This is a genomic window from Anabaena sp. TISTR 8404 (assembly GCF_056847745.1).
This window is the reverse complement of record NZ_CP180578.1, coordinates 1599674-1625349: the sequence shown is the minus strand read 5'-3', so window position 1 is coordinate 1625349 and position 25676 is coordinate 1599674. Positions and strand designations below refer to the sequence as shown.

22 protein-coding genes and 2 pseudogenes are annotated in these 25676 nt (G+C 41.3%); 14 read left to right on the top strand and 10 right to left on the bottom strand.

Annotation, left to right across the window (positions count from 1 at the left end):
* Positions 1-19 precede the first annotated feature (19 nt).
* Genes ACMX3D_RS06980 through ACMX3D_RS06965 form a run of 4 tightly spaced genes read right to left on the bottom strand, consistent with a single transcriptional unit; the run spans position 20 to position 4549 of the window.
* Positions 20-790 (bottom strand): hypothetical protein, encoded by a 771-nt coding sequence (locus ACMX3D_RS06980; RefSeq protein WP_482750709.1) that lies wholly within the window; start codon positions 788-790, stop codon positions 20-22.
* A 33-nt stretch (positions 791-823) separates the two neighbouring features.
* Entirely contained in the window at positions 824-3571 is a 2748-nt protein-coding gene (locus ACMX3D_RS06975) for a hypothetical protein (protein ID WP_482750708.1), read from the bottom strand.
* Entirely contained in the window at positions 3519-3896 is a 378-nt protein-coding gene (locus tag ACMX3D_RS06970) for a hypothetical protein (protein ID WP_482750707.1), read from the bottom strand. The genes ACMX3D_RS06975 and ACMX3D_RS06970 overlap by 53 nt, the downstream gene beginning before the upstream one ends.
* Positions 3897-3922: 26 nt before the next feature.
* Complete coding sequence (locus ACMX3D_RS06965; protein WP_482750706.1) at positions 3923-4549, bottom strand: hypothetical protein; 627 nt, start codon at positions 4547-4549, stop codon at positions 3923-3925.
* A gap of 1062 nt (positions 4550-5611) precedes the next feature.
* Here ACMX3D_RS06965 and ACMX3D_RS06960 point away from each other — a divergent pair.
* Complete coding sequence (locus ACMX3D_RS06960; RefSeq protein ID WP_482750705.1) at positions 5612-6148, top strand: nucleotidyltransferase family protein; 537 nt, start codon at positions 5612-5614, stop codon at positions 6146-6148.
* A gap of 2 nt (positions 6149-6150) precedes the next feature.
* Positions 6151-6567, top strand: coding sequence for a secondary thiamine-phosphate synthase enzyme YjbQ (locus ACMX3D_RS06955; protein WP_482750704.1), 417 nt, complete (start codon positions 6151-6153; stop codon positions 6565-6567).
* A gap of 24 nt (positions 6568-6591) precedes the next feature.
* Here the strand turns inward: ACMX3D_RS06955 and ACMX3D_RS06950 are convergent, their stop codons facing one another.
* A complete protein-coding gene (locus ACMX3D_RS06950; protein WP_482750703.1) occupies positions 6592-6804 on the bottom strand; it encodes a hypothetical protein in 213 nt (70 codons plus the stop codon).
* Between the two features lie 239 nt (positions 6805-7043).
* Between ACMX3D_RS06950 and ACMX3D_RS06945 the strand changes: the two genes are divergently transcribed.
* Positions 7044-7244 (top strand): hypothetical protein, encoded by a 201-nt coding sequence (locus ACMX3D_RS06945; protein WP_482750702.1) that lies wholly within the window; start codon positions 7044-7046, stop codon positions 7242-7244.
* A 250-nt stretch (positions 7245-7494) separates the two neighbouring features.
* On the opposite strand, the gene ACMX3D_RS06940 is transcribed toward ACMX3D_RS06945, so the two are convergent.
* Positions 7495-8172, bottom strand: a complete 678-nt coding sequence (locus ACMX3D_RS06940) for a GntR family transcriptional regulator (protein ID WP_482750701.1) — start codon at positions 8170-8172, stop codon at positions 7495-7497.
* A gap of 84 nt (positions 8173-8256) precedes the next feature.
* Between ACMX3D_RS06940 and ACMX3D_RS06935 the strand changes: the two genes are divergently transcribed.
* Complete coding sequence (locus ACMX3D_RS06935) at positions 8257-9867, top strand: 2-isopropylmalate synthase (RefSeq protein WP_482750700.1); 1611 nt, start codon at positions 8257-8259, stop codon at positions 9865-9867.
* A 71-nt stretch (positions 9868-9938) separates the two neighbouring features.
* Here ACMX3D_RS06935 and ACMX3D_RS06930 read toward each other — a convergent pair whose 3' ends face one another.
* Complete coding sequence (locus ACMX3D_RS06930) at positions 9939-10313, bottom strand: DUF4870 domain-containing protein (protein ID WP_482750699.1); 375 nt, start codon at positions 10311-10313, stop codon at positions 9939-9941.
* Positions 10314-10689: 376 nt separating this feature from the next.
* Here ACMX3D_RS06930 and ade point away from each other — a divergent pair, with 376 nt between their 5' ends.
* From ade to ACMX3D_RS06915, 3 genes are all read left to right on the top strand, one after another.
* Positions 10690-12327 carry an adenine deaminase gene (gene ade / locus ACMX3D_RS06925; protein ID WP_482750698.1) on the top strand — a complete coding sequence of 546 codons (1638 nt, stop codon included), beginning with the start codon at positions 10690-10692 and terminating at the stop codon, positions 12325-12327.
* A 141-nt stretch (positions 12328-12468) separates the two neighbouring features.
* A complete protein-coding gene (locus tag ACMX3D_RS06920; protein WP_482750697.1) occupies positions 12469-13215 on the top strand; it encodes a Uma2 family endonuclease in 747 nt (248 codons plus the stop codon).
* 25 nt (positions 13216-13240) lie between these two features.
* Positions 13241-14152, top strand: a complete 912-nt coding sequence (locus ACMX3D_RS06915) for an ATP adenylyltransferase family protein (protein WP_482750696.1) — start codon at positions 13241-13243, stop codon at positions 14150-14152.
* Between the two features lie 88 nt (positions 14153-14240).
* Here ACMX3D_RS06915 and ACMX3D_RS06910 read toward each other — a convergent pair whose 3' ends face one another.
* A complete protein-coding gene (locus ACMX3D_RS06910; protein ID WP_482750695.1) occupies positions 14241-14825 on the bottom strand; it encodes an endonuclease dU in 585 nt (194 codons plus the stop codon).
* A 179-nt stretch (positions 14826-15004) separates the two neighbouring features.
* Positions 15005-16087, bottom strand: a complete 1083-nt coding sequence (psbA, locus tag ACMX3D_RS06905) for a photosystem II q(b) protein (RefSeq protein WP_482749190.1) — start codon at positions 16085-16087, stop codon at positions 15005-15007.
* 220 nt (positions 16088-16307) lie between these two features.
* On the opposite strand from psbA, the gene cofG reads away from it, so the two are divergent.
* The 7 genes and pseudogenes from cofG to gshB all read left to right on the top strand — a co-directional run bounded on the left by cofG (position 16308) and on the right by gshB (position 23650).
* Complete coding sequence (cofG, locus tag ACMX3D_RS06900) at positions 16308-17291, top strand: 7,8-didemethyl-8-hydroxy-5-deazariboflavin synthase subunit CofG (protein WP_482750694.1); 984 nt, start codon at positions 16308-16310, stop codon at positions 17289-17291.
* Positions 17292-17468: 177 nt separating this feature from the next.
* The gene (hflX, locus tag ACMX3D_RS06895; RefSeq protein ID WP_482752291.1) at positions 17469-19205 is read left to right on the top strand and encodes a GTPase HflX; all 1737 of its coding nucleotides are present in this window, start codon (positions 17469-17471) and stop codon (positions 19203-19205) included.
* 315 nt (positions 19206-19520) lie between these two features.
* The gene (locus tag ACMX3D_RS06890) at positions 19521-20411 is read left to right on the top strand and encodes a 2OG-Fe(II) oxygenase (protein WP_482750693.1); all 891 of its coding nucleotides are present in this window, start codon (positions 19521-19523) and stop codon (positions 20409-20411) included.
* A 515-nt stretch (positions 20412-20926) separates the two neighbouring features.
* A pseudogene (locus ACMX3D_RS06885) lies at positions 20927-21676 on the top strand (XDD4 family exosortase-dependent surface protein); the annotation flags it as partial.
* A gap of 306 nt (positions 21677-21982) precedes the next feature.
* Positions 21983-22072, top strand: a pseudogene (locus tag ACMX3D_RS06880) (PEP-CTERM sorting domain-containing protein); the annotation flags it as partial.
* Positions 22073-22294: 222 nt separating this feature from the next.
* Complete coding sequence (grxC, locus tag ACMX3D_RS06875) at positions 22295-22567, top strand: glutaredoxin 3 (RefSeq protein WP_482750692.1); 273 nt, start codon at positions 22295-22297, stop codon at positions 22565-22567.
* A 108-nt stretch (positions 22568-22675) separates the two neighbouring features.
* The gene (gene gshB / locus ACMX3D_RS06870; protein ID WP_482750691.1) at positions 22676-23650 is read left to right on the top strand and encodes a glutathione synthase; all 975 of its coding nucleotides are present in this window, start codon (positions 22676-22678) and stop codon (positions 23648-23650) included.
* Between the two features lie 482 nt (positions 23651-24132).
* Here the strand turns inward: gshB and ftsZ are convergent, their stop codons facing one another.
* Entirely contained in the window at positions 24133-25419 is a 1287-nt protein-coding gene (gene ftsZ / locus ACMX3D_RS06865) for a cell division protein FtsZ (protein ID WP_482750690.1), read from the bottom strand.
* Positions 25420-25676: the final 257 nt, after the last annotated feature.

Here is a 25676-nt window from a genome sequence, read left to right as displayed (position 1 = left end):
AATTCACAGTTTTTATATATTAATTTCCATTTTCTCTACCAAATAAATCTATTTGAGAAGCAGTTCGTAAAAGTCTTGCTGCTTCTGTTGCAGAATCAACTCGACGAGCGCGGTTTGCTTCTTCAACTTGTTGAGAAATATTAGCTAAATTTAAATTAGTGTATTGAACTGTTTGATTGGTTTGAATTGTTTGAGCCAGATTTTCTGCATTAATTTTTGCTTGTTCTTGGAGGATTTTAACAGTTGCTTCTTGTTGGATAGTCGATTGACATAAAGTTTGATTAGCAACCATATTATTTGCTATTTTACATACCTGATCTTTAAGATTACCTAAAAAATCATCAGCATCTTCAATAGACTGGGCAATGGTTTCTATACTTCTTTCTGTATCTTCTAATTTAGTTTTTAGGCGTACTTGTCCTTCTCTACCCAAAACACCTGATACAGCACCACGAGTTACTATGCGATTTAATTCATTACTTACCCCTGCGCCATTAACTGCGGAATTATTTTCATATCTACCTGATATAGAGTTAATCACAATTTCGTCGCGTACTTGTTTACCAGCCGCCACTGGATCTGGTATATTCAATTCTCCACTGGAATTACTGAGCGCACCTTGAGTTCTAATATCTAGTGGTCTGAAAGTTCCATTTACATTACTTCTGAGATAGTTTTGTAAATCTACAGAGTAATACTGAAAATCAGTCCAAACTTTTCCTAGTTGTGCCATTGCTGGGAGAATTAATAAGCTAGAAAAAGCTAATGTTAATAAAGTTGTTTTCCGCATAAGTTTGACCTGAAATTGTGTGAGGAAATGAATTTATCCACCGCGCAGAGAAGCTAATAACTGACGAGCAAATATAGAAATCGCTTCGTATTTATCACTATGTTGTTGCATTGCTTTTCTCCGGGCAGTTTGCTCGTGGGGGTTATTAGCAACTACTGCTAATTGTTCGTAACCTGGATAGTAGCGGCAAAATGTATAAATGCCGTTATCATCTAATAACCATTGGCTATAAACGCCTTCTTTGCGGGGAAAAAAGCTTTCGGAGGCATTACGTGCAATAATATCGCGGGGATATTTCAAAATATTGACAAAGCTATCAACTGCAACTGGTTGGATACGACCGATTAATCTGGTTGACAAGTTTTGCAGAATTTTGGATGAGGCTTTGGATTTTGCAATGGTATCAGGGTCTTGGGCTGATAAGATAACGCGGATACCTGCTTTTGCACCGTTAGCGCAAATCCTGCCTACTAAGTCGGAAATTTGGTCAAATTCAAACAGAATTGGGGCTTCATCAATAAAGAAGATTGAAGCTGGACTGCTTAAGGCGCGGCGCAAGGCGGCAGAATATGCACTTAAGGAGAGGACGGCTGCATCTTCGTTATCGGCTAGGTTGCGGAGGGCGAAAACCAAAAGTTGCGCATCGGTGGGAAAGCTGGATGGTGAAGAAATTGCTTGTCCTACACGACTAGATAGCCAAAACCGCAAGCGAAGTTGAATTTGACTGAGTGCATCTTCGACTCTACCACTGACAGAATCAAGGCGCAGATGTTCTGGTGAACAGAAGTAAAGAAAGTCTTTTAAAGTTGGGGTTTTTTCCCACTCTGGGCTACCAAATCCGCCATTCAGCGCAAGACGATATCTTTCTTGGATACCTTCGTCGGCGAAGAAGGCTCCCAAGGCGAGGTTGAGGAGGGAACGCACAGTTTGAGCCAGCAGCTGATTTTCGCTAGATGAGCCTAAGACCATTGTCATTAAGGCTGATTCGAGAAAGGCGACATAATCAAGGAGGCGATCGCGTTGTTCTTCAGCCGAGAGCGATCGCAAATCTGGTTGTTCAAATAAGTTATTCGATTGTTTGGAAATATCAAAGTATGCCCCATTTCCTTCCATAAACTCGGTATAGTCGGTGAAGGTAGATGAACCATCTGGTTTAGGAAAATCTAAGGCAACAACCGGAATATTATGAGCTAAAGCTTGGGTTAAAATTCCCGATACCAACACTGATTTACCCGCACGGGTAGTGGCAAACAGTGCCAAGTTTTTGTGTTGGTTAAACATATCTAAATGTATTGGTGTGCCACCTTCTTCTGCTACTAACTCAAAGCCATATTTATCCCCGGCTTTGGTCATCACTAAAGGCATTAATCCCGGCACTTCACTAGTTAAATATAACTGTCTGCGGTTAAAGGGTTTGACTAACAAACCTTCCCAAACTATTGGTAGAGATTGCAGCCAAACCTTCCACGCATATTCTGTTTCTCGAATTACCTGTGCTGGACGTTGAAAACAGTTTTCAATATATCTGATAGCTTCATCTAATTTTGCTTGGCTGGGACGATGCACAAAAATTGCAATTCCCGCATGAATCGGTACGGCTCCTTCATACAATTGTTCTTGGGCTGCAACCGATTTTTTTAATTTTAATTGGGCGTTGACATCAATTGTTTTACTTTTTTCTTGCGCTAAAAGTGCTGAGACATTTGATTGTTTTAATACCCGTTGTAAAGTTGTTTTAACTATGGCAGGGTTTGCTGCTGTTAACTGACAAAAAATCTCTGTATCGACTACTGTTTCTCTGGCTAAAAGTTCCCATAAGTACCGCAGTTGCGAAAATTTATTCGGCCAACCACCTGGTTTTTCCAGAAATGACATTGCGCCGATGTAGTGATTGTTGATATTCACCCAGCGGCGATCGGCACAAGGTACACTAGATTCCATCAGCAAAGTTGTACTGTGGATATTTTCAACCAGCAATTTGCTACTAGCTAACTCAGAATTAACTTGTTCGTGTAATCCAGTTTCATCTAATGTCAGTAATTGCGGAATTTCTATGGGTGGTGTGTCGTTAAATCTTAACCAGATTTCTTCCCAAAGTTCCTCAGCATTTAAGGGTTTAATATCTAACCCCATTTTGTTAGATAATAGTTGTTCCCAACGACAAAAACCTTGTTTATAAGCTTCGGTAATAACAGTTTCAATACGTTGATTTTCTATTTCTTCGAGTTCGCCTTTAAATTTTAGCCACCAAGATTCTGCTCTAGCCAAGAGTTTTTCAATCCAATCATCGGCATTAGTAGAATTTGGTTCGACAGTATAAGTTACATAAATCCGCAAAAATTTTGGCTTGCGAATTCCAGCAGCAGTCAATTCTCTGATTCTGGCGCGTTCTGCCATGACTAAGTATTTAATATCTCTAGAAGGCGAACGTTTCATTAAGTCTGCTAGTTCTTGCTGTCGCTGTTTATCTGAACTAAAAGACCCCATGTGTAATGTCATTCTTTCGCCTTCGGGGATATCTTTTAAACCAGATTCAATATTATTAAATATAGTATTGATTTGTTCAGTTCTTAAAGTGGTATGGATGCCTTTACATTCAAAGCCAAAGACAAAGCAAAATTTATCTCTTTGAATTCCTTTGGCCAAAATGTACGCGCCAAGATCACGTCCATCCACGGCAATGCGTAGCATTGTCGCTAAGTGTAAAGCATCTTCAAATGGCGTTAATCTAGTTTCGTTTCCTGGGGTACCGATGCTTTTTTTTCCGATTTTTTGCTTCATGATTAATTTCCAGCAAGCTTTGATAACGAGCAAAGCCTCTAGTCCAAGTGGGAACTCCGATAAATTTACTTAAAAAACGCCAACTCCTACCACCAGATAATATCCACCAAGTTGCTATTCCCCAACCAGCAATTAAAAATGTCCACAACCATTTTTGAAACTCATCGGCGAATAAGCCACCAAAAACGCCATTGACAATAAAGTATGAAGTTAGGGCAATTACTAACCAAGGAAAGATTTGATCGGCAGGAATTGGCCCTAATGACGGTTGTGTGCCTAAAATTTGATTGACTGGACGAAAATCTTGCTCCCGTTCTTCAGACATACAATCGTTGAATCATCTACTACAGATTAATTACTAGAATTATTATTACCAATCACAAAGCCTGTCATAACATCAGCAATTGTGACAGCCAGGACAACTAATAAGGGTGTTCTGGCGATACTTTGCCAGTCTTCGTCTTTACGCACTGCATTAATTACCCCAATCAAGGAAACGGCAATATAAAGCAAGTAAATACCTCGCAAGACGTTAAATATTAAACTAACTGCTGTTTGTGTACCGCTAGTATTAGTATTTGAACCTTGTGTTAGATTATTTTTGAAAAAGTTTTCAGCTTTTCCAAAAAATTGGGCTTGGGCAGGGGCTGCAAGGTAATCTAACCAAAATAAACTCAAAATGACGACCGGTGCCAATATTTGTAATGCTATGCGCCAGCGTTTTGGTAAGTTGACTTGTTGCCCAATTTGTTGTATTGATATAACGATTAAACTGCCGACTAATAAACAAAAAAGCAGGATCGGACTTTTTAAACTGATAACGCTCAAAAATACGGTGCAAGCCAGTAAAAATGGTATTGATTCCATGAAACTAGTGCGCCAAAATTCCAAGGTAGCCTTAATTTTAGGCAATTTTTTCACAGTGCTATTGTTTTCAACTTTGCGAATGTTGCTTGCACGATTACCCTGTCTAGACATTGGTGAATTTCCTTAGTTATTTATTAAAAAATTTAGTTGCTACCCGCTGAAAGCCATGTTTATTTAACACAAATGATGTTTCATATAATAAAAATTATGTACTAGAAGCATAATATATATCCACACTCTTATTAATTATTAAGGATAAGTTAATCAATTCTTAACATTGAGTAAAATCGAGAATATTTTATATTTTTTCAATAATTTGTATTTCACTACATCTATGGCACAATTAATCGCCTCATTCACAACTTTTATCCCCCAAAACAATTACTAATTATAAAATTAGTAGCATTAAATGTAGTATTTTTGCCTGGATAAATGCTAGACAGTTAGAAAGTTGGTAATTGAGACTCTATTCGCTGCACTTATGTAACTCCAGACCTGTACTGAAATAGAAAGCTAGTGTAATTGTGCAACAGTTGTCAATGAGGATTTTGGATACTATTTGCTGCAAAAAAAGCTAATTTTTACACACGGATCGCCTCAGCTTGTATTCTGGACGAAAGATAACCAATATAGAGCTAATCGGTGATTCTGCTTACGTCTGCGAATCAACTTTAGAACTTTTTCATCAACGAGCGATCGCCTTTGATACTGGTTTGAATTATCAGTAAATAAGCTTTGCCCTACGTAATTACCCGCAATTTTATTGAGGTTGATGTGGAGCATTGGCACGTTTTTGTTAAAGAACTGCAATTAGTCAGTAATTTTGTCAAGTTTAGCACAATTAGGACTGTATATTTTACACAAAAAGAATAAACAATTTACCTTTTATTGAACTAACCAGCCAATTAGCCAAATTCGGCAACTCAAGCCTACACTGATGTCTAGCACAGTTGTAATCGGGGAATTTACGGTGAATATGGAACATAGGATTTTAATTTCACCCAGTAAACTACTGAATTAATTGCAACGTTTCCGCAAATAATACTAAGTTCAGTTCGTTAATTATTAAAATTATCAAAAAATCTAGACAAGAGTTTTCTTTGTACATCCATTTTTTCAGTTGTGTCAGAGATAACTCATAATGTCTTCACATTTTAGCGGATGAGTTTAAGAATGAATACTAATACTCGTTTACAGGTAATTTTAACTGATACACCTATTGGTACTGTATTACCTGCGATCGCCCAAATCAACTTACCCAACTGGTGGTTAGCTGGGGGTGCAGTCCGCAACAGCATTTGGCGGGCAATATTCGGTGAAAACTGCGCTTTAGTCATCAATGACTTTGATATTGCCTTTTTTAATGAAGCCGGAGACCGTTCTCAGGAATTAGCTGCAAAAACCAGTCTCACAGAAAAATTCCCTAACTATAAGTTTGATGTCAAAAATCAAGCGAGTTTTGCGCGGTGGCGACCAGGCCGTCGTCCTTACACTAGTACAGAAGACGGTATACAAGATTGGTTACACACAGCGACTGCTGTTGGTGTCAGGTTAAATATCCAAGGACAATGGGAATTTTTTACGCCTTACGGATTAGATGACCTGTTTGCTGGCATTATTCGACCAACACCAGCCCACATTCATAACCCAGATGCACACAACAAAGCATCAACATTTCTCTCCAAGTGTCCCCATTTGAAATTGGCATAATCATGGTTTATCAAGAGCAAATTACGATTCCGACAAAAGGTCATGGTGAAATGCACGACTTGACCGATAAAGTCAATCAAATTGTTAAAAAGTCTGGCATTCGTGACGGCATGGTGAATGTGTTTAACATCGGCAGTACCGCTGCTATTGGCGCAATAGAATTTGAACCAGGGCTACAACAAGATTTACCAGCCATCCTCAACCAACTCATTCCCCCCAGCCGTGATTATGGACATGAAAAAACCTGGCACGATGGCAATGGACATTCACACTTACAAGCTACTTGGCTAGGCCCTTCTTTCACAGTTCCCGTACAAAATGGCAGGTTAGTTTTGGGTACTTGGCAGCAAATTTTTCATTTGGAATGTGATATCAAACCCCGCCAACGTCAAATTATGGTGACAGTCTACGGCGAGTAATTTTCTACAGTTTTTTAAGCAAATTTAGCAGGAATCGCCTGGATAAATGCGTTCTGTTCGTCTTTCAATGAGGGCGATCGCTTCCGCAATTTTTGTGAAAGTATCTAAATCAGGGAATTTAGTTACTGCTGGGTCAGATAACACTCTCAAGACAGCAAAAGCATCCTCAGCAGTTTCTTGGCAAAGAAATAGAAGTGATGTTTCTAAGTTGGGAAATGAGCTAAATAAGCAATTCATTTTTATTAATTGTTACCTATGTATTTTTTTTGAAACATTTGTTAATTAAATCTATTAATAATACTTTGCTAGAAAATTGTGCGCATAATAGCTATTGCTTTGTTATCAGTATTAACTCTCAGGAGAAGTTGCTTAATAGTTTTGATAAAGAATTGTATTGTTGCTCCAACAGATACTGATTTGTGTTCCTATACTGGATCTTAATTTCCACAGTGTGCAATTTGCACTAGGAGGTTCCAATGGTTCATACTTTTGAGGTGTTGGTTGATATTAAGGAATATGCCGATCAAACCAACAATACCTATCAATGCGGAACATCAAGATACGAGATTAACGCTGAGTCAAGAGAAAAAGCCGATGGTATGGCACGTATTCAGGCCAGAAGTGAACATCCAAAAGGCACTGAATATGATGTGAGAGTAACTAGACTCCTCAGATAAATTACATCCTGAAATCAACAATAAATTTTGTTTTCATTATTAATTTTTCACTGTTTACTGGTGTTAGTAAATAACACTTTGTGCAGTTCTCAATTATTCGTAAACACCCAGAACCCCGACTTATTAAAGAAGTCGGGGTTATAACGTTTTTGAGTTTCACATAAACAGATGATAAAACGATATTTCATAATTTTTTATAACCCTGTAGAGACGCGAAATTTCGCGTCTCTACTCTGTCCCCTGTCTCCTGTCACCTACTATTCCTTTGCAACAAGTAATTAACTAACTGTTCGCCTGCGGTATCGATGTGGCGTTTTAGTAGGCGCACAGCAGTTTTTGTATCTCGCTTTTTGCAAGCATCTAAAAGTTGGTAGTGTTCTTTTTGAGAACGTTCTTGATAATCCATTTGTGCCATTTGCACACGCACATAGCGATCGCAATTTATATGTAAGTTTTTCACCATTGCCAATAATCGCGGACGTTCCGCACTGGCGTAAAGTGTGGCGTGAAATTCCCAGTTAAGTTGCGCCAACAAACCTGCATCGGTGGTTTGATCAGTTGTTTCCAAAATTACTGCTGCTTTTTCTAAATCTGCTGCACTTAATTTCGGAATTGCCAATTGCATTGCTTTCACTTCCAAAGCACTGCGAATCTCACAAATTTCTTGTGCTTCTGCGGCTGTGAGTACCGATACCATCGCACCACGATTGAGATGCAACGTCACCAAGCCTTCTGCTTCTAATTGACGCAAAGCTTCCCGCACAGGAATGCGACTCACGCCAAATTGTGTGGCGATTTCATCTTGTCTAAGAGATTGTCCTTCTTGAAAAATACCGCGCAAAATCGCTTCCCGCAAGGCATCGGCAATTAAATCGGGGGTGCTGCGTTGTTGTTGCAGCACATTGGCAGCTAAATCATTTAAGTTCATATTTTATATTGTATACAATTTTAAAAAGATTGTATACAATATCCAAAGTTACACATAATTCCCTTCACCAAACGGGAGACAGTTATGAGCATTGCATCTCAAGCAACAGACCGAGTTATCATCTTCGACACCACCTTGCGGGATGGCGAACAATCTCCAGGTGCAACCCTAAACGTAGAAGAGAAACTAGCGATCGCTCATCAACTGGCACTCCTTGGTGTGGATGTCATAGAAGCGGGTTTTGCCGTCGCTAGTCCCGGAGATTTTCAAGCCGTCCAAACCATAGCTGAACAAGTGGGAACACCAGACGACGGGCCAATCATTTGCAGTTTGGCTAGAGCCACCCGTAAAGATATTCAAGCTGCTGCTGAAGCTTTAAAACCTGCTGCACATCCGCGCATTCACACAATGATTTCGACTTCTGATATTCACCTGCAATATCAATTGAAAAAATCACGCAGTGAAGTATTAGCGATCGCGCAAGAAATGGTCGCCTATACGAAATCCTTTGTCGATGATGTAGAATTCTCACCGATGGATGCTAGTCGGACAGAACCAGAGTTTTTGTATCAGGTGTTGGAAACTGCGATCGCCGCAGGTGCAACTACAATCAATATTCCTGATACCGTCGGTTACTGCACACCCAAAGAAATGGGAATTCTTATTCAAGGAATTCGGGAAAATGTGCCAAGTATCGGCAAAGCAATACTTTCCATCCACACCCAAAATGATTTGGGTTTGGCAACAGCCAATGCTTTAGCTGCCATAGAAAATGGTGTACGTCAGGTAGAATGCACAATTAACGGCATTGGCGAACGTGCGGGGAATGCCGCATTAGAAGAAATTGTCATGGCCTTGCAAGTACGGAAACATTACTTCAATCCCTACTTTGGCCGTCCTGTAGATTCTGATGCACCACTCACAAACATCAAAACCCAAGAGATTTACAAAACTTCTTCCTTGGTTTCCCAATTAACAGGAATGCTAATTCAACCGAATAAAGCAATCGTGGGGGCAAATGCTTTCGCCCATGAATCTGGCATTCATCAAGATGGCATCATCAAGCATCGCCAAACCTACGAAATTATGGAAGCTGCATCCATTGGCTTGCCAGAAAATCGCATAGTTTTAGGCAAGCACTCTGGACGAAATGCTTTCCGTACAAGGTTGAAAGAATTGGGATTTGAACTGAATGAAGCAGACTTGAACAAAGCCTTCAATCGGTTTAAAGAAGTTGCTGACAAGAAAAAAGAAATATCTGATTGGGATTTAGAAGCAATTATCCGTGATGAAACCCAAAATCAAGCAGAAAGCGGTTTTCAACTTGAACATGTCCAAGTAATTTGCGGTGACTGCACTTGTCCAACAGCAACCATTACCGTTGTCACCCCCGAAGGCAAAATCCTCACAGATGCCAGCGTCGGCACAGGGCCAGTAGATGCAGTCTATCAAGCCATCAACCGTTTAGTCCAAATTCCCAATCAATTAATTGAGTTTTCTGTGCAATCTGTCACTGGTGGAATTGATGCCTTGGGAACCGTAACAATTCGCTTGGCATATCAAGATAGGATATTTTCTGGACAAGCATCCGACACTGATATTGTAGTAGCCGCAGCTTACGCCCATCTCAACGCTTTAAACCGCCTTTACCGTTACTTGCAAACTCAAAAAATTCCGGCTCAGGTGAGCGAATAATAATATCATCTATCCAACAAAAAAGGGATGAGAAATCATCCCTTTACCGACTTTATCAAGACTCATAACAATTAGAAAACTCGGAAAATAAACGGGTAACGGAACGGTACATCAGGATTACTGAAACAGTGCAAAAGCGCCCAAATTGTTAGTCCCCAATGTAATAAAAATCCCAAAGCTACAACGGGAAAGAACAAAAGTCCACCAATACCAAAAGTGAGCCAAGATAAAACGGCAATTGGTACTCCAATTACAGTCGCCCACAACCAAACATTGAAGTGGAAATTAATCGATTCTTTAGCATTATCTTTAACAACTGGGTCATCAGAGATAATGTTAATCACAATTGGTACACCAATCGAAAACAAGGCTGTACTAAAGAAAATTGCCCCATGACACAGAGACGATAACAGTTTGCGCTTATCAGAATCGTATGAAACTTGCATCCTGGCGGCTCCTCAATTTGTTTCTTATCTTTTATTGTAAAAGGTAGTTGTTAAGCATTGTATGGTAGTTTACCGTACTCAGTAAACTATCGACTATTTCTTAACCATTGATTAACTTTGACAGCTACTCATCAAATATCAATGATGGTGTTTACCGAACCTCAAATTTCTTTATTTTTAGCAAAAAGTTAATCTTAATGCAGATTTAGATGCTTATTGAAATACGCTATTCCTAACTGAGTTTATGCAAATTCAGGTGTTAAGGTCAAAAATATTAGCAGTCTTATAAAGTAATATGAAGCACAAAGCCTAAGGCAAAATTTGAACTGTAAAAATACGAAAATAATATCAGCAGCCCTAGTTATTGTGGGGGTGGATGATGAATAAATTGAGTATTTCTGGCAACATTGTAGATGTTGTTCACAAAACCATATTTCCGGGAACAATCTTGATTGAGAAGGGGCGTATTCACTCTATCCAATATCAAGATAGACAGCACTACGAACAATACATTCTCCCAGGTTTTGTTGATGCTCACGTTCATATTGAAAGCTCAATGCTTGTACCATCAGAATTTGCCCGTATCGCAACGGTACATGGTACAGTCGCCACAGTTTCAGACCCCCATGAAATAGCTAATGTCTTAGGTATTGCTGGTGTTCACTTTATGCTGGCCAATGCCGCCCAAACACCGTTTACAATTGCCTTTGGTGCGCCTGCTTGCGTTCCTGCAACTAAATTTGAAACCACAGGTGCAGCATTGACTCCTCAAGACATTCGCCAACTCTTTCAAGAAGATGGTATTTCTTACCTAAGTGAAGTGATGAATTTTCCTGGTGTTTTGGCACATGACCCAGAGGTGATGGCAAAAATTGCCATAGCTTTAGAAGAAGGACATCCAGTTGATGGACACGCACCAGGACTCTGCGGTGAAGCAGTACAGCGCTATGCAGCTGCTAAAATTTCTACTGACCACGAATGCTACACCCTAGAAGAAGCGCAAGATAAACTCGCAGCCGGAATGAAAATTTTGATTCGAGAGGGTTCAGCAGCTAAAAATTATGCAGCCCTACATACCTTGATTGATTCTTATCCTGAAAAGTGTATGTTTTGTAGTGATGACAAGCATCCTGATGATTTGGTGAATGGCCATATTAATGAACTGGTGCGGCGTTCAGTAGCCCTCGGTCATGAGGTGATGAATGTGTTGCAAATTGCCTGTGTAAATCCTGTACTGCATTACAACTTGAATGTGGGACTGCTGCAAGTAGGCGATCGCGCTGATTTAATAGTGGTAAATAATCTGCAAGAATTTCAGGTGCTTTCTACCTATTGCAATGGTGTTTTAGCTGCAAAGGAAGGAACAGCTTTACTTGCATCTGTACCAGTTACACCCATCAATAACTTTGTTGTACAACAAAAGCAAATCACAGATTTTCGCTTACTAGCACAAGGTTCTACTGTGCGAGTCATTGAAGCTTGGGATGGACAGTTAATTACAGGAGAGCAACATTTTCCAGCACATATTCATAATGGAGAAGTCACCGCTGATTTAGAGCATGACATCCTGAAAATTGCTGTTGTTAATCGTTATCAAAATGTACCACCTGCGATCGCTTTAATCAAAAATTTTGGTTTAAAACGAGGTGCGATCGCTTCTAGTGTTGCCCATGATTCCCATAATATTGTTGCAGTGGGTACAACTGACTCAGAAATCTGTGCTGCTGTCAATGCCGTAATTAAGACTCAAGGCGGTATAGCCGTAGCTGAAGCTAATACCATTCAAGTACTTCCTCTCCCAGTAGTCGGACTAATGAGTATTGCCGATGGTTATACTGTTGCTCAAAGTTACGCCGACCTTGATGCTTGGGCAAAACGTTTAGGTTCAAAGCTTTCTGCACCATTTATGACTCTTTCATTCATGGCGCTTTTAGTCATTCCTGATTTGAAACTCAGCGACCAAGGATTATTTAGCTGTAAAGATTTTCAATTTGTACCACTTTGGGTGAGCTAGTTACAGCATTTCATAATTCGTAGCAAATTGAAATTAGCAAAATTCTGTGTCCCTCTGCGCTGCAAAACTTTATAACTTTACCCAAAACTTAACTAAGTTTGATAATAAACTCAAGAGTTTCAACCTCAAGGCTGGTTCACTATGTATCAAACTGACCCACCACGTCCCCCAAAAGAATACTTACCTACAATGTATGATCTTCCCAGTGAAGATCCAGAGGAACCTGGTTTGCCAGATCAGTTTCATTTATTACAACCACGCTTATTAGACGAAACATTTCGTCCGCCAAATTACCCTAGTGACCAAGTATTTACCGCCAGTGACTTAAACCTGTATTATGATTTGCGTCATCCGTTGTGGTACAAGCGACCAGATTGGTTTGCGGTTGTGGGTGGTTCGCGGCTTTACGAACAAAGAGATTTGCGTTTAAGTTATGTGGTTTGGCAAGAGGGAGTCAACCCATTTATTGTGATTGAATTGCTGTCTCCTGGCACAGAAAAAGAAGACTTAGGTCAAACTTTAAGAGATATCGAACAACCGCCAACAAAATGGGAAGTTTATGAAAGAATTTTGCGAATTCCCTACTACGCAATTTTTGATCGCTATAAATATGAGTTAAAAATCTTTAAATTAAATGGTGGTCATTATGCTGAAGTCGCCTTAACAGAACCACGCTTTTGGATACCAGAATTAGAATTAGGTTTGGGTGTATGGCAGGGAAGCTATCAAGATGCGGAACAGCCTTGGTTACGTTGGTATGATGAAACAGGTAATTGGGTATTGACTCCCGCCGAACAAGAAAGACAACGCGCCGAACAAGAAAGACAACGAACAGAAAGATTAATTGCCCAATTGCGATCGCTTGGCGTTGAACCTGATTTAGACTGATGAATGTTAAATAATTAACTCATCAATGGCACAGGGAGAAATATTACTGAAACCTGGCACTTTATGGACAAGTGTCAAAGAACGTACTGAATATGCCTTAAAATGCGGTGCGTTACTGTCTATCCGGACAAAGTTTGAATTTGTCGAGCAAGATGGCGTTAACTTTTTAGTGCGAATTTTATCTAACCTTGTTCGCAAAGACGCAGCCAAGAAACAACAAGATAAACAAACCGCTGCTGGTAAAGATTTTAACCCTTTCCTCCCTTACGAAAAAGATTTATTCGTGGCGGATATTTCCGACACTCATGTATGTATATTGAACAAATTCAACGTTGTTGACCATCACTTACTCATCATCACCCGTGCATTTGAAGAACAAGAAAGCCTACTTACTCAAGAAGATTTTGCTGCTTTGTTAGCCTGTTTAGCTGACTTTGATGGTTTAGCTTTTTACAACAGTGGTAAAATCGCAGGCGCTAGTCAGCGACACAAGCATTTGCAAATAGTACCTTTACCACTTGTGGCTTCAGGAGCGCAGACACCTATTGAACCACTACTAGCATCAGCAGAATTGCAAGATGCTGTAGCAACTATACCGAAACTACCTTTTGTTAACGCTTTTGCAACTTTAGATCCTAATTGGGTGCAATCTCCGTTAACCTCAGCAGAAGCTATCTGGCAGGTATATCAAAATTTATTAAGTGCTGTGGGGATAGAAATAGTTAACAGTAACAGACCATCTGCTGCTTACAACTTGCTAGTAACCAAAGAGTGGATGTTAATCGTACCGCGATCGCAAGAAAAATCCCAGTCGATTTCTGTTAACTCATTAGGATTTGCTGGTGCTTTACTAGTGCGGAATGAACAAGAAATGCAACTCCTCAAAAACACAGGCCCCATGAACATCCTCAAAGAAGTTGCTGTAGACAATCAATAGTCATTTGTCATTTGTCCTTGGTCAAAAGGTAGGAGTCAGAAGGAATTTCACACTTCATACTTCATACTTTATCCTCCCCACTCCCTCATTACGCCTGTCGCCCACTCTCCCCTTTCACAACCGCAGACGCTATCAGATGCGACAAACGCAAAGCCTCTGGTACATGGCCACAGTCTGTCAGTTGCTTTAGCACTTGAGCCGTAACATCAGGTTCTGCACCACAAACTTGAAAGTAAAACGGTGGATATTCATAAACAGGGCCAGCATGACCTATAATTTTTAGCCGTTTTTCTGGATACGGCAATCTTTGCATTGCGTATATCATCGCATTCAGCTTAGGTTGTTTTCGCATCACAGCAATGCAAGGCCGTGCTAATTTTTCGGCTAACAATGGCAAATCAACTATATTGAAGCCACCCAAAGAAATTCCATCCAACAACACCACGTGCAGATGCGGTAAAAACTTGCCACCAATTAGTAATTGACACAGTTTTTCTGTCGCATCCCAACCATCAGGCTGTATCTCTCCCCAAACCATACCTTCAAAGCGAGTATCTGCACAGATAACACCTGCAACCCCCACTGGTTTATTTGCACTCCGAATAAAAGGAGCATCGTCAAAACCTACAGCTCGAATTGTGCGGTGATTTTTGAGCAGAGATTCTAGTTCCATCAATAATCTTTTATAAAGTTGAAATTCTTTGAGGTCTTCAAAAAAATGATTATAATCAACCTCTTATGAATAAAGCTTTTTAGCTAAATAATTAATAACAATGAAAAGCGCCCTCCATTGGAGGGCGCTTTTCATAACTCTTCTACTTTAAGAGACTGTGGTATTGTCGTCTCAGCAGATTAACCGTTGATAGCAGGAGCGCTGATAGCAACAGGAGCAACATCACCAGCAGCTAAGTCTAAGGGGAAGTTGTGAGCATTGCGCTCGTGCATGACTTCCATACCCAAGTTAGCGCGGTTGATGATATCAGCCCAGGTGTTGATCACGCGACCTTGAGAGTCAATCACAGATTGGTTGAAGTTGAAACCGTTGAGGTTGAACGCCATTGTGCTTACGCCCAACGCTGTGAACCAGATGCCGATTACAGGCCATGCAGCTAGGAAGAAGTGCAAGGAACGGCTGTTGTTGAAGGACGCGTATTGGAAGATTAAGCGACCGAAGTAACCGTGTGCTGCTACGATGTTGTAGGTTTCTTCTTCTTGACCGAATTTGTAACCGTAGTTTTGGGATTCGTTTTCGGTTGTTTCACGAACTAAGGAAGAAGTTACCAAGCTTCCGTGCATTGCACTGAACAAGCTACCACCGAATACACCTGCTACTCCTAACATGTGGAAGGGGTGCATCAGGATGTTGTGTTCTGCTTGGAACACGATCATGAAGTTGAATGTTCCAGAGATACCCAAGGGCATACCATCACTGAAGGAACCTTGTCCGATGGGGTAAATCAAGAATACTGCGGTTGCTGCTGCTACTGGTGCAGAGAATGCTAGGCAGATCCAAGGACGCATACCCAAGCGGTAGGATAGTTCCCACTCACGTCCTAAGTAGCAGAATACGCCAATCAGGAAGTGGAAGATTACCAACTGGTAAGGGCCGCCGTTGTACAACCATTCGTCTAAGGATGCTGCTTCCCAAATTGGGTAGAAGTGCAAACCGATAGCGTTGGAGGATGGTACTACTGCACCGGAGATGATGTTGTTTCCGTAGAGTAAGGAACCTGCAACAGGCTCACGGATACCATCGATGTCTACGGGGGGTGCTGCGATGAAGGCGATTACGAAGCAGGTGGTTGCTGCGAGCAGGGTAGGGATCATTAGTACGCCGAACCAGCCGATGTATAGGCGGTTGTTGGTGCTGGTGATCCAGTTACAGAACTGCTCCCATATGTTGGCGCTTTTGCGCTGTTCTAAGGTTGCGGTCATGTCTTTATGATTGCTTTGGTTATGTATGTTTCAGGTGTTTTCACCTGTTGTTACATATCTTAATCAAGACTGTTGCGGTTTGTAAAGTACTCTGAGAAAAAATTTTTTATCTTTTTGAGTAAAAACTCTGAAAGCAAGTTTCAGTAGTTATTACAGCGCTTATCCTTACGCTTTATTACCTTTAGAAATATTTACAATTAACTTTAAAGCATTCAGACCTATGGCAGTTGTTACTTCTCCCACCGTCACCTACAGCCCTGCTTACACAATCGTTCCCACCTACGAGTGCTTCAACCGCTGCACCTACTGCAACTTTCGCACTGACATTGGTGAAAGTCCTTGGCTAACCTTAGCCGTAGCAGAAGATATCTTTAAAAAACTCCAAAATGAGAAAGTTTGTGAAATTCTCATCCTCAGTGGTGAGGTACACCCCAATTCGCCACAGCGTCAGGCTTGGTTTCAGCGGATTTATGATTTGTGCGAATTAGCATTGGCGATGGGTTTTTTACCGCACACAAATGCGGGGCCGCTGAGTTTTACGGAAATGCAAAAGCTGAAAAATGTCAATGTATCAATGGGTTTGATGCTGGAGCAGTTAACGCCAGCATTATTAGAGACTGTACATCGCCATGCACCGAGTAAAATTCCAGAACTCAGACTGCAACAACTACAATGGGCGGGAGAATTGCAAATTCCCTTCACCACAGGTTTACTTTTAGGAATTGGCGAAACCGCAGATGATTGGTGGAAAACCTTAGAAGCCATATCTAATATTCATCAACGCCACCATCACATTCAAGAAGTAATTTTGCAACCTCACAGTCCGGGAAATCAGCAAACTTTCGACGCACCAAAATTTGACCCCCATCAGTTACCAGCAGTTATTACCAAAGCACGTCAAATTTTACCGCCAGAGATTACAATTCAAATTCCGCCAAATTTAGTTAAAGATGAGCAATGGTTACTCGCTTGTATCGAAGCAGGTGCGAGAGATTTAGGCGGGATAGGGCCAAAAGATGAAGTAAATCCCGATTATCCTCATATTCAGGAACAAGAACTGCGGAAAATTTTACAACCTGCGGGTTGGGAATTAGTGCCGCGTTTACCTGTGTATCCGCAATTTGATAGCTGGTTGTCAGAAGAATTGCAAAAAGCAGTGAATCATTGGCGAAATGCACACAGATTCAATCTCAAAGAGATGTAGGAATAACTTTGTTTGATGCGAATAACTTCAAATATATTAGACTGTATCAAAGTAATTAGTAGCGATCGCTTTCACTCAGCTACGCACCCCCCAGAGGACAGAGCTTGTAGCCTAGTAACTGTTGTAAAATAGACAATAGACGGATTCGGAGGGCCAGTTAACTGGTCATAAACGCCTATAGAGACTATCTTCGGAAATCTCCAAGGTTTAAAATCCAGCCAGCTGAAACAACTACAGCGGCTGTACCACCAGCGTATACCAGGCGATCGCATCACAACGCCTGAATTTTCTCAGCGTCTGGCAGCTATCAGCACAGAAATCAATCAACCCGTGTGTGCCTATCTCAACCGTCGCGGACAAGTGATTCGTGTTGGGGTAGGCACACCGCGTCAGACGCAAATCCCACCGCTAGAACTGCCCCGTTACGGTGCAGAACGTCTCAGCGGTATTCGCTGTATTGCCACCCATCTCAAATCAGAACCACCCAATGAGGTAGCGCTGACAGCTATGGCAATGCAACGGTTAGACGCGTTGGTGATGCTGAATATCACTGGGACAGGATTTACCCGGCGTGGTGGTGGCGCTACAGGTTATGTCAAAGAAGCTTATTTAGCTCATTTAGTATCAGATACCAAACAACTAGTAGCAGCTCAAAACTCAGCACTCGGTACTCAAAACTCGGCAATCTACTCCAGCGTTTCCCCACCTATGAGCTTGGATATGCTGGCAGAACAGGACTTCATCGATTTGGTGGAAGGACTGGAAGAAGAATTCCGCAGAGAATTCGTTGCCCAGGAAGTAGATGCTGACCACGATCGCGTGCTAATTGTGGGAGTAATGACAGATGAATTGACTCCCCAACAATTCCAAGACACCATAGCGGAATTGGGACGTTTGGTAGATACTGCTGGCGGTGATGTACTGCAAACAGTACAACAAAAGCGATCGCGCATTCATCCCCAAACAGTCATCGGTGAAGGTAAGGTGCAAGAAGTCGCCTTGACAGCCCAAACCTTAGGATGTAATCTCGTTGTCTTCGACCGTGACCTCTCACCAGCCCAAGTCCGCAACTTAGAAGCGCAAATTGGTATTCGGGTAGTTGACCGCACAGAAGTAATTTTGGATATCTTTGCCCAACGGGCCCAATCCCGCGCTGGTAAATTGCAAGTAGAACTAGCACAGCTAGAATATATGCTGCCGCGACTAACTGGTAGAGGGCAAGCAATGTCACGGTTGGGTGGTGGTATCGGTACTCGCGGCCCTGGTGAAACCAAACTAGAAACAGAACGCCGGGCTATTCAGCGGCGAATTTCCCGACTGCAACAAGAAGTCAACCAGTTGCAAGCCCATCGTTCGCGCTTACGGCAACGACGGCAACATCGGGAAGTTCCTTCAGTGGCTTTGGTTGGTTACACCAACGCTGGCAAATCCACCTTACTCAATGCCCTGACTAACGCTGAAGTCTATACTGCTGACCAGCTATTTGCCACCCTTGACCCGACCACACGTCGCTTGGTAATTCCCCATGCTGACACTAATGAACCCCAAGAAATTCTGATTACAGATACTGTAGGGTTCATTCACGAACTACCTGCATCCTTGATGGATGCCTTCCGTGCCACTTTAGAAGAAGTCACAGAAGCCGATGCTTTACTACATTTAGTAGATTTGTCTCATCCTGCTTGGTTAAGTCACATTCGCTCAGTTCGAGAAATTCTCGCAGCCATGCCCGTGACTCCTGGCCCGGCATTGGTTGCTTTTAACAAAATCGACCAAGTAGACAGCGAGATATTAGCTATAGCGCGGGAAGAATTTCCTTTAGCTGTGTTCATTTCGGCAAGTGAACGCTTAGGCTTAGAAACCTTGCGTTTGCGTCTTAGCCAGTTAATTCAATACGCTGTGGACTCTCGGTAAATACCGAAAATAAATTGTGAATATTTGATGTACAGTGCCGTGGTTAATGTAACTACGGCTTTAATTTTTCTAGATTGCCACTATATGCCAGCTTTAGTAGTTACTGTGGTATTTTCTGAATGACAGTATGATCAAAAACATGCTAGAACCAATAGCTACTGGGTATTTTTATTCTTTTACTTGATATAGGAAGTAACTCCAGAATTCACTCAGACTAATGCTGAGACTATTTGCTTTTAAGTTGTACTTGTACTAACTTTCTAGGTTAATTTTTACCAACTTTCCCTGCGATCGCCATTCTAGCCACTAAACTTTATGTCAACAAATTCCCAACAATTAGAACCTAAAAAAGTCAAAGTTCAGCTTCTTTTAGCAGGAGGACATCAGTACACAGTTTATTTGAATCCCGATGACCCTGTACTGCATAGTCTGTTAACAACTGTTGTGGCTCGTGCTTATAAACAAGAATCTGCAAGTCACTGTTTATTTCAAATTCCCATTAATGAGGGAAATTCTGCCTTATGCTTTGCTAGTGAAAATCTTGTTGGGTTAGTCACAGAACCACCTCTTTGGATACAGCAAACTGAAAATATACAACCTGTAGCCAATGATATTTTGAATTCTCATTATGTACAAATAGATAATTTTTTCTCACCCAATGAACATGAGCGACTCATCAAATATGTACTAGCAAACAAATCAAATTTTGTCTCTACTAGTACTTCTACCAATGATAAAAATTATCGTCGCTCAATGGTTCTGTACTCTTTTCCTGAGTTTGCTGAACTTATTGTGAATAAAATCCAGAATATTATGCCTGATGTCATGAGCAAATTAGGAATGACATCATTTCCCATATCTCAAATTGAAAGCCAACTGACATCTCATAATGATGGAAATTATTACAAAATTCATAACGATAATGGCAGCCCAGATACAGCTACAAGAGAACTAACATATGTTTATTACTTCAATCGAGAACCCAAGCGATTTTCAGGAGGAGAGTTATTAATATACGACAGTAAAGTTGACAATAACTTTTATGTAAAAGCAGAAACCTTTAAAACTATTGAACCGCGCAATAACAGTATTGTATTTTTCTTTAGCCGATATATGCACGAAGTTCTACCTGTACACTGTCCATCAAAAGCATTTGCAGATAGCCGCTTTACTATCAATGGTTGGGTACGTCGAGCGGTATCCTAGGGTCGTTATGCAATTCAGTTAAACTGTCTGAAAGTGAGGCGATCGCCTCACTTTTTATGTTTGTAAAGAAGAACTTAAAAATTCAATGTATTTTTACAGGAAAATACTTACCTATTTTTTAGTTACAATCACATAATATCTATATAAATAGATAAAAACTCTTATCTTAATGCTTTAGATTAAAGTTCTTATAAAAATCCAGATAAACTATAGACTACTGATAATTTTCTGTGGCAAATTATATTTATTAATCACTGAGAAGTAAAAAAAGTTTCAGAGATTCCTATCAAGTGCATCCCAGATTGAACTCCCTTGCAAGTAGAAATTGCAGTTATACAAACTAAGTGAGTTAGCAGAAGCTTAATTAATAATTTGATTTGTTAAAACAGGCTGGCTGTTAAAAGGCTATTTATAGACTCAGTTTGTAACAACTTCAAATCTTCATTTTGAAGGGAGATTTTATGCTGCAATGCGTTTTTTGATGCTTTTTACAAGCAAAAAGGAGTTTTACAGAAGTGGCTCAAATGAATTCACCAAAAATAATAGGTTATATAACCTGTGGCTTATCTTCATTAGCTGTGGTTATGGCTGGGCAAATGTCTCAGGCAAATGCAGCATCTATCAGTTTTTCAGCAACAGGAACCAACACCGCATCAGGTGGAACTACTAATGCTCTAGGAGCATCAGTCCTCTTTGATGACAGCCTAAACCCTGGGAAATTGACAATTACCCTAAAAAACACAGGGCCAGGTGCCACAGTACCTTCTGATATTTTGACGGCGGTATTCTGGGACTATGATGGGTCTCCTCTAAAAAACTTGTCGTTGGTTTCAGCTGTCGCTCCAACTGTAACTTCTAACTTTGGCGCTACAACCACAAGTAATGTTAATCTACTGAGTCTTAATGAATGGAAATTGCCAAATACTGGTAACGGGACATCAGATCTACCCGGAATCACCCAAAACTACGGTATAGGTACTGCTGGATTAGGTATTTTTCAAGGCGGTGGCGGACAGCAATTTAATTACGGCATCATTAATGGTTACGATAGTTCCAATCCAGCCGTGAAAAATGGGACTTTTGTCCAAGGCTTTGCAACTTTCGTTTTATCTGGTCTACCCGATGCTTTTGATGTAACCAAGATTGGCAACATTCGCTTCCAGTACGGGACAGCTTTAAACGAACCTAGCCTTGCTGGGACATTAGTTAGTGCGACTCCCGCGCCTGCACCAGCGCCAGCGCCTGCACCAGCGCCTGCACCAGCGCCAGCACCAGCACCAGCACCAGCACCAGCACCAGCGCCAGCACCAGCACCAGCACCAGCGCCAGCACCAGCACCAGCACCAGCACCAGCGCCAGCACCAGCACCAGCGCCAGCACCAGCACCAGCGCCAGCACCAGCACCAGCACCAGCGCCCGCACCAGCGCCAGCACCAGCACCAGCGCCAGCACCAGCACCAGCACCAGCACCAGCACCAGCACCAGCGCCAGCACCAGCGCCAGCACCAGCACCATCTCCTACAACGTACTATGAACCACCTACCTCTCAACCGCAACCTAAGAAAGTACCTGAGCCTAGCACACTCGCAGCTTTAAGCTTATTTGGTCTGAGTACTTTCAGGCTGAAGAAGAAAAACAAAGAGGACAACTTGCAAGCTTAAGCAAAACTGTTGAGTTCTCATATTAGTTAAATATGGGTTGAGAAGCGACCAAACACTTCTTGCCCAATTTTTTTTAGGGTAAGAATTGACTGATTAAATCAAAGACATTCCTAAATATCAACATTTGTATAGATTTACTTTTTGCTACAAACAAAGTTATTGCTACTAGAACAGATGACAAAGTTTTAGAATTAAGGAGTATAAAACACAATTGAGTACATTATGGCTGCGAAAGTAGAGATTTACACTTGGAGAACTTGCCCATTTTGCATCCGTGCTAAAAATTTGCTGACAAATAAGGGTGTTGACTTCATCGAATACAGCGTTGATGGTGACGAAGCCGCAAGGGATAAAATGGCTCAAAGAGCAAACGGTAGACGTTCTGTACCTCAAATTTTTATCAATGACCACCATGTTGGTGGTTGTGACGATATCCACGCCCTAGAACGTCAAGGTAAGCTGGATGAGCTATTAGCTGCTGACAGTAATGTTTAAATTGAGTAAGTATTGAAATCTACTGGCAAGGTTTGTGAGTCAGTTAAATCATCAGGAGATAATCTAAATTGAGTAACTTAGAATTTCCTGGCGATTGAGGCAAACAGCGTGAAACTGGCTTTTATTATTGATCCCATCCATCAGCTTGACCCGTGTCATGATACCAGTGTTGCTCTGATGGAAGCAGCACAAACTTTAGGTCATGAAATTTGGATAACTCAAGCAAACTGGCTGAGTGTGGTAGAAGGTAAGGCTTGGGCTATCCTGCAACAGGTGGAACTAGTACCGATACAGTTGCTGGAGGGACGTTGGGTAGCAGCGAATCCTTGGTTTAAGTTGAGCGATCGCTCATTCATGAATCTAGAAACAATGGATGCCGTATTTATGCGGACAGATCCACCAGTCAACGATTCTTACCTGTTTGCTACCTATATTCTGGATTACGTTGACCAAAATAAAACTTTAGTGATTAATGATCCTAATGGTATCAGGGGGGCAAACGAAAAAATGTATGCTCTCCAATTTAGTGAAGCAATTCCAGAAACTATTGTCAGTGCCGATAAGCAGTTTATCCGTCAATTTGTCGAAGCAAAAGGAGCAACGGTTCTCAAACCACTGGGTAATAAAGCTGGGGAAGGGATTTTATTTTTACAAGCCGGCGATCGCAACTTTAACTCTATAGTCGAACTTAGCACTCATCAAGGTCGATTACCTGTGATGGTGCAAACCTATCTACCAGAGGCGAAGGAGGGAGATAAGCGAATTATCTTACTCAATGGTGAACCGATTGGTGCTTTAAATCGTCTTTCTAGTGGAAATGATTTTCGCAACAATATGGCAGCTGGTGGTACAGTTGCTGAAACTGAGATTACTCCCAGAGAACATGAAATCTGCACGCTATTAGCTGACAAATTACGCCAAGATGGCTTAATTTTTGTGGGTATTGATGTAATTGGTGGCTATCTGACGGAAGTCAATGTCACCAGTCCTACAGGAATTAGGGAAATCGATAGACTCAATGGTACTCGTTTAGGTCATCAGGTAATTCAATGGGTGGAACAGACTCTAGAATCTAAAAAATAAAATAATTGCAATTATTTTGAGTATTTCACGGTTAGCCTTGGTGATTTACTGTTCAGTAACTCTGGAATCAAGAGCAGAATTTTAGCGATCGCACCTGTCAGGTAAGGCTTTTTGCTTTTAGGACAGGTGCTAATCATATTGAATAAGCCGTTATCCCGCTCACAATTTTCTGCCTTACTATTTTTTCTAAATACAAATTGGGACACTTGAGTCTGCTGACTTTTGCCCAAATACATTTAGTCTGTAATGGCTACAGATGGATTGCGCAAAAGTTTATACAACAACTGTTTTACAATCCAAAATCTAAAATCCAAAATGGTATGAGTAGCCTGAACGAGTTTTTTGCCAATTAGCCAAATCAAAAATGGTAACAGAATTTTTTCTTCTGTCCCTTGTGAAACTCAGGAATTAGCAAATTTTATACAGCACTCAGTCTGATCTGAAACTGCAAACTTTATCTAATATCTCAAATCCAAGATTTTTCAATTACGTGGTGGAGTACGTCGTCTTTGCAGAAAATCAGGAATATCTAAGCCTGGTTTTTCTTTTGGTTCTGTGACTGGTGTTGATGGATTAGCTGCTGGTGTTTGTGCAGCTGGTTTTTTTGGTGCGGGTGCTACGCGAGGATTACTGGCATTTTGTGGTGGTGCTGTTTGGGCTTCGCCTGTAAACCCAGTAGCAATCACGGTAATTCTGACCTCACCTTGCAGTCGGTCATCAATTACTGCTCCAAAAATAATATTGGCGTTGGGATCAACTACCTCATAAATTGTTTCTGCTGCTGCATTTACTTCATGTAGGGTGAGGTCACTACCACCAGTAATGTTAAAGACGACTCCTCTTGCTCCTTCAATAGAAGATTCTAGTAAAGGTGAAGAAATCGCTGCGATCGCAGCTTCCCTGGCGCGTGATTTTCCTGAGCTAATACCGATCCCCATCAGTGCTGATCCCGCGTCTGCCATCACGGCTCGCACATCTGCAAAGTCAACATTGACTAAACCAGGAATTGTGATGATATCGGAAATGCCTTGTACCCCTTGACGCAGCACATCATCTGCATAGCGAAAAGCTTCCTGTACAGGTGTCTGCTCCGGGATCACTTCTAATAGTTTGTTATTGGGGATAATAATTAGTGTATCTACCCGACTTTTCAGTCCTTCAATGCCTTGCTCTGCTTGGCTAGTACGGCGACGACCCTCAAACACAAATGGACGTGTTACCACACCAACTGTCAGAGCGCCCATTTCTTTTGCCACTTCTGCAACGATGGGAGCTGCACCTGTTCCAGTTCCGCCTCCCATACCAGCAGTAATAAATACTAAATCAGCACCTTCTAAGGCTGTGGCAATTTCATCTCGTGATTCTTCAGCTGCCTTTTGACCAATGGCAGGATTACCACCTGCGCCTAAACCTCTTGTTAACTTTTGTCCAATTTGCAACCGACTTGGCGCTCCTGCTAGAGTCAAAGCTTGCGCATCTGTATTAATTGACCAAAACTCCACTCCACTTACATCAGACTCGATCATACGGTTAACGGCGTTGCCACCACCACCACCAACACCAATTACTTTGATGTTGGCAACTCTACCTGGAACAATCTCGCCAATGCGACTGTTTTCTACTGAGATTTTTTTACTGTCTTGGCTTTGTGCAAAGTTCAACCCAGAATGATTAAAGGGATTATTTGAGTTTACTGCCAGTGAGAATCCTGGCTGTCCCACAGATTGGGAGTTTTTATAGGTAAGCCCTTGGTTATTATCAAGCGTCATTGGATTTGTGAAAGGTAGATAAACGACTTTTCCAGGTGTTATTCACCTCAGAATCAACTATAGTTTGACACTGCCAAAATCTATAGGTACTGCTCTTAATTGTGATTACGACTTCCAACCTTAACAAGATTGTTAGTGCGAAAGTTTACTATGAAACCAGCCGAACTCATAGCTAATTCTAGAGAAGTATACCTATATTTACCTAAAGTTGATCTGTCTAACTTCAAACAGCTATTAATAGCTTTACTACTATGTTG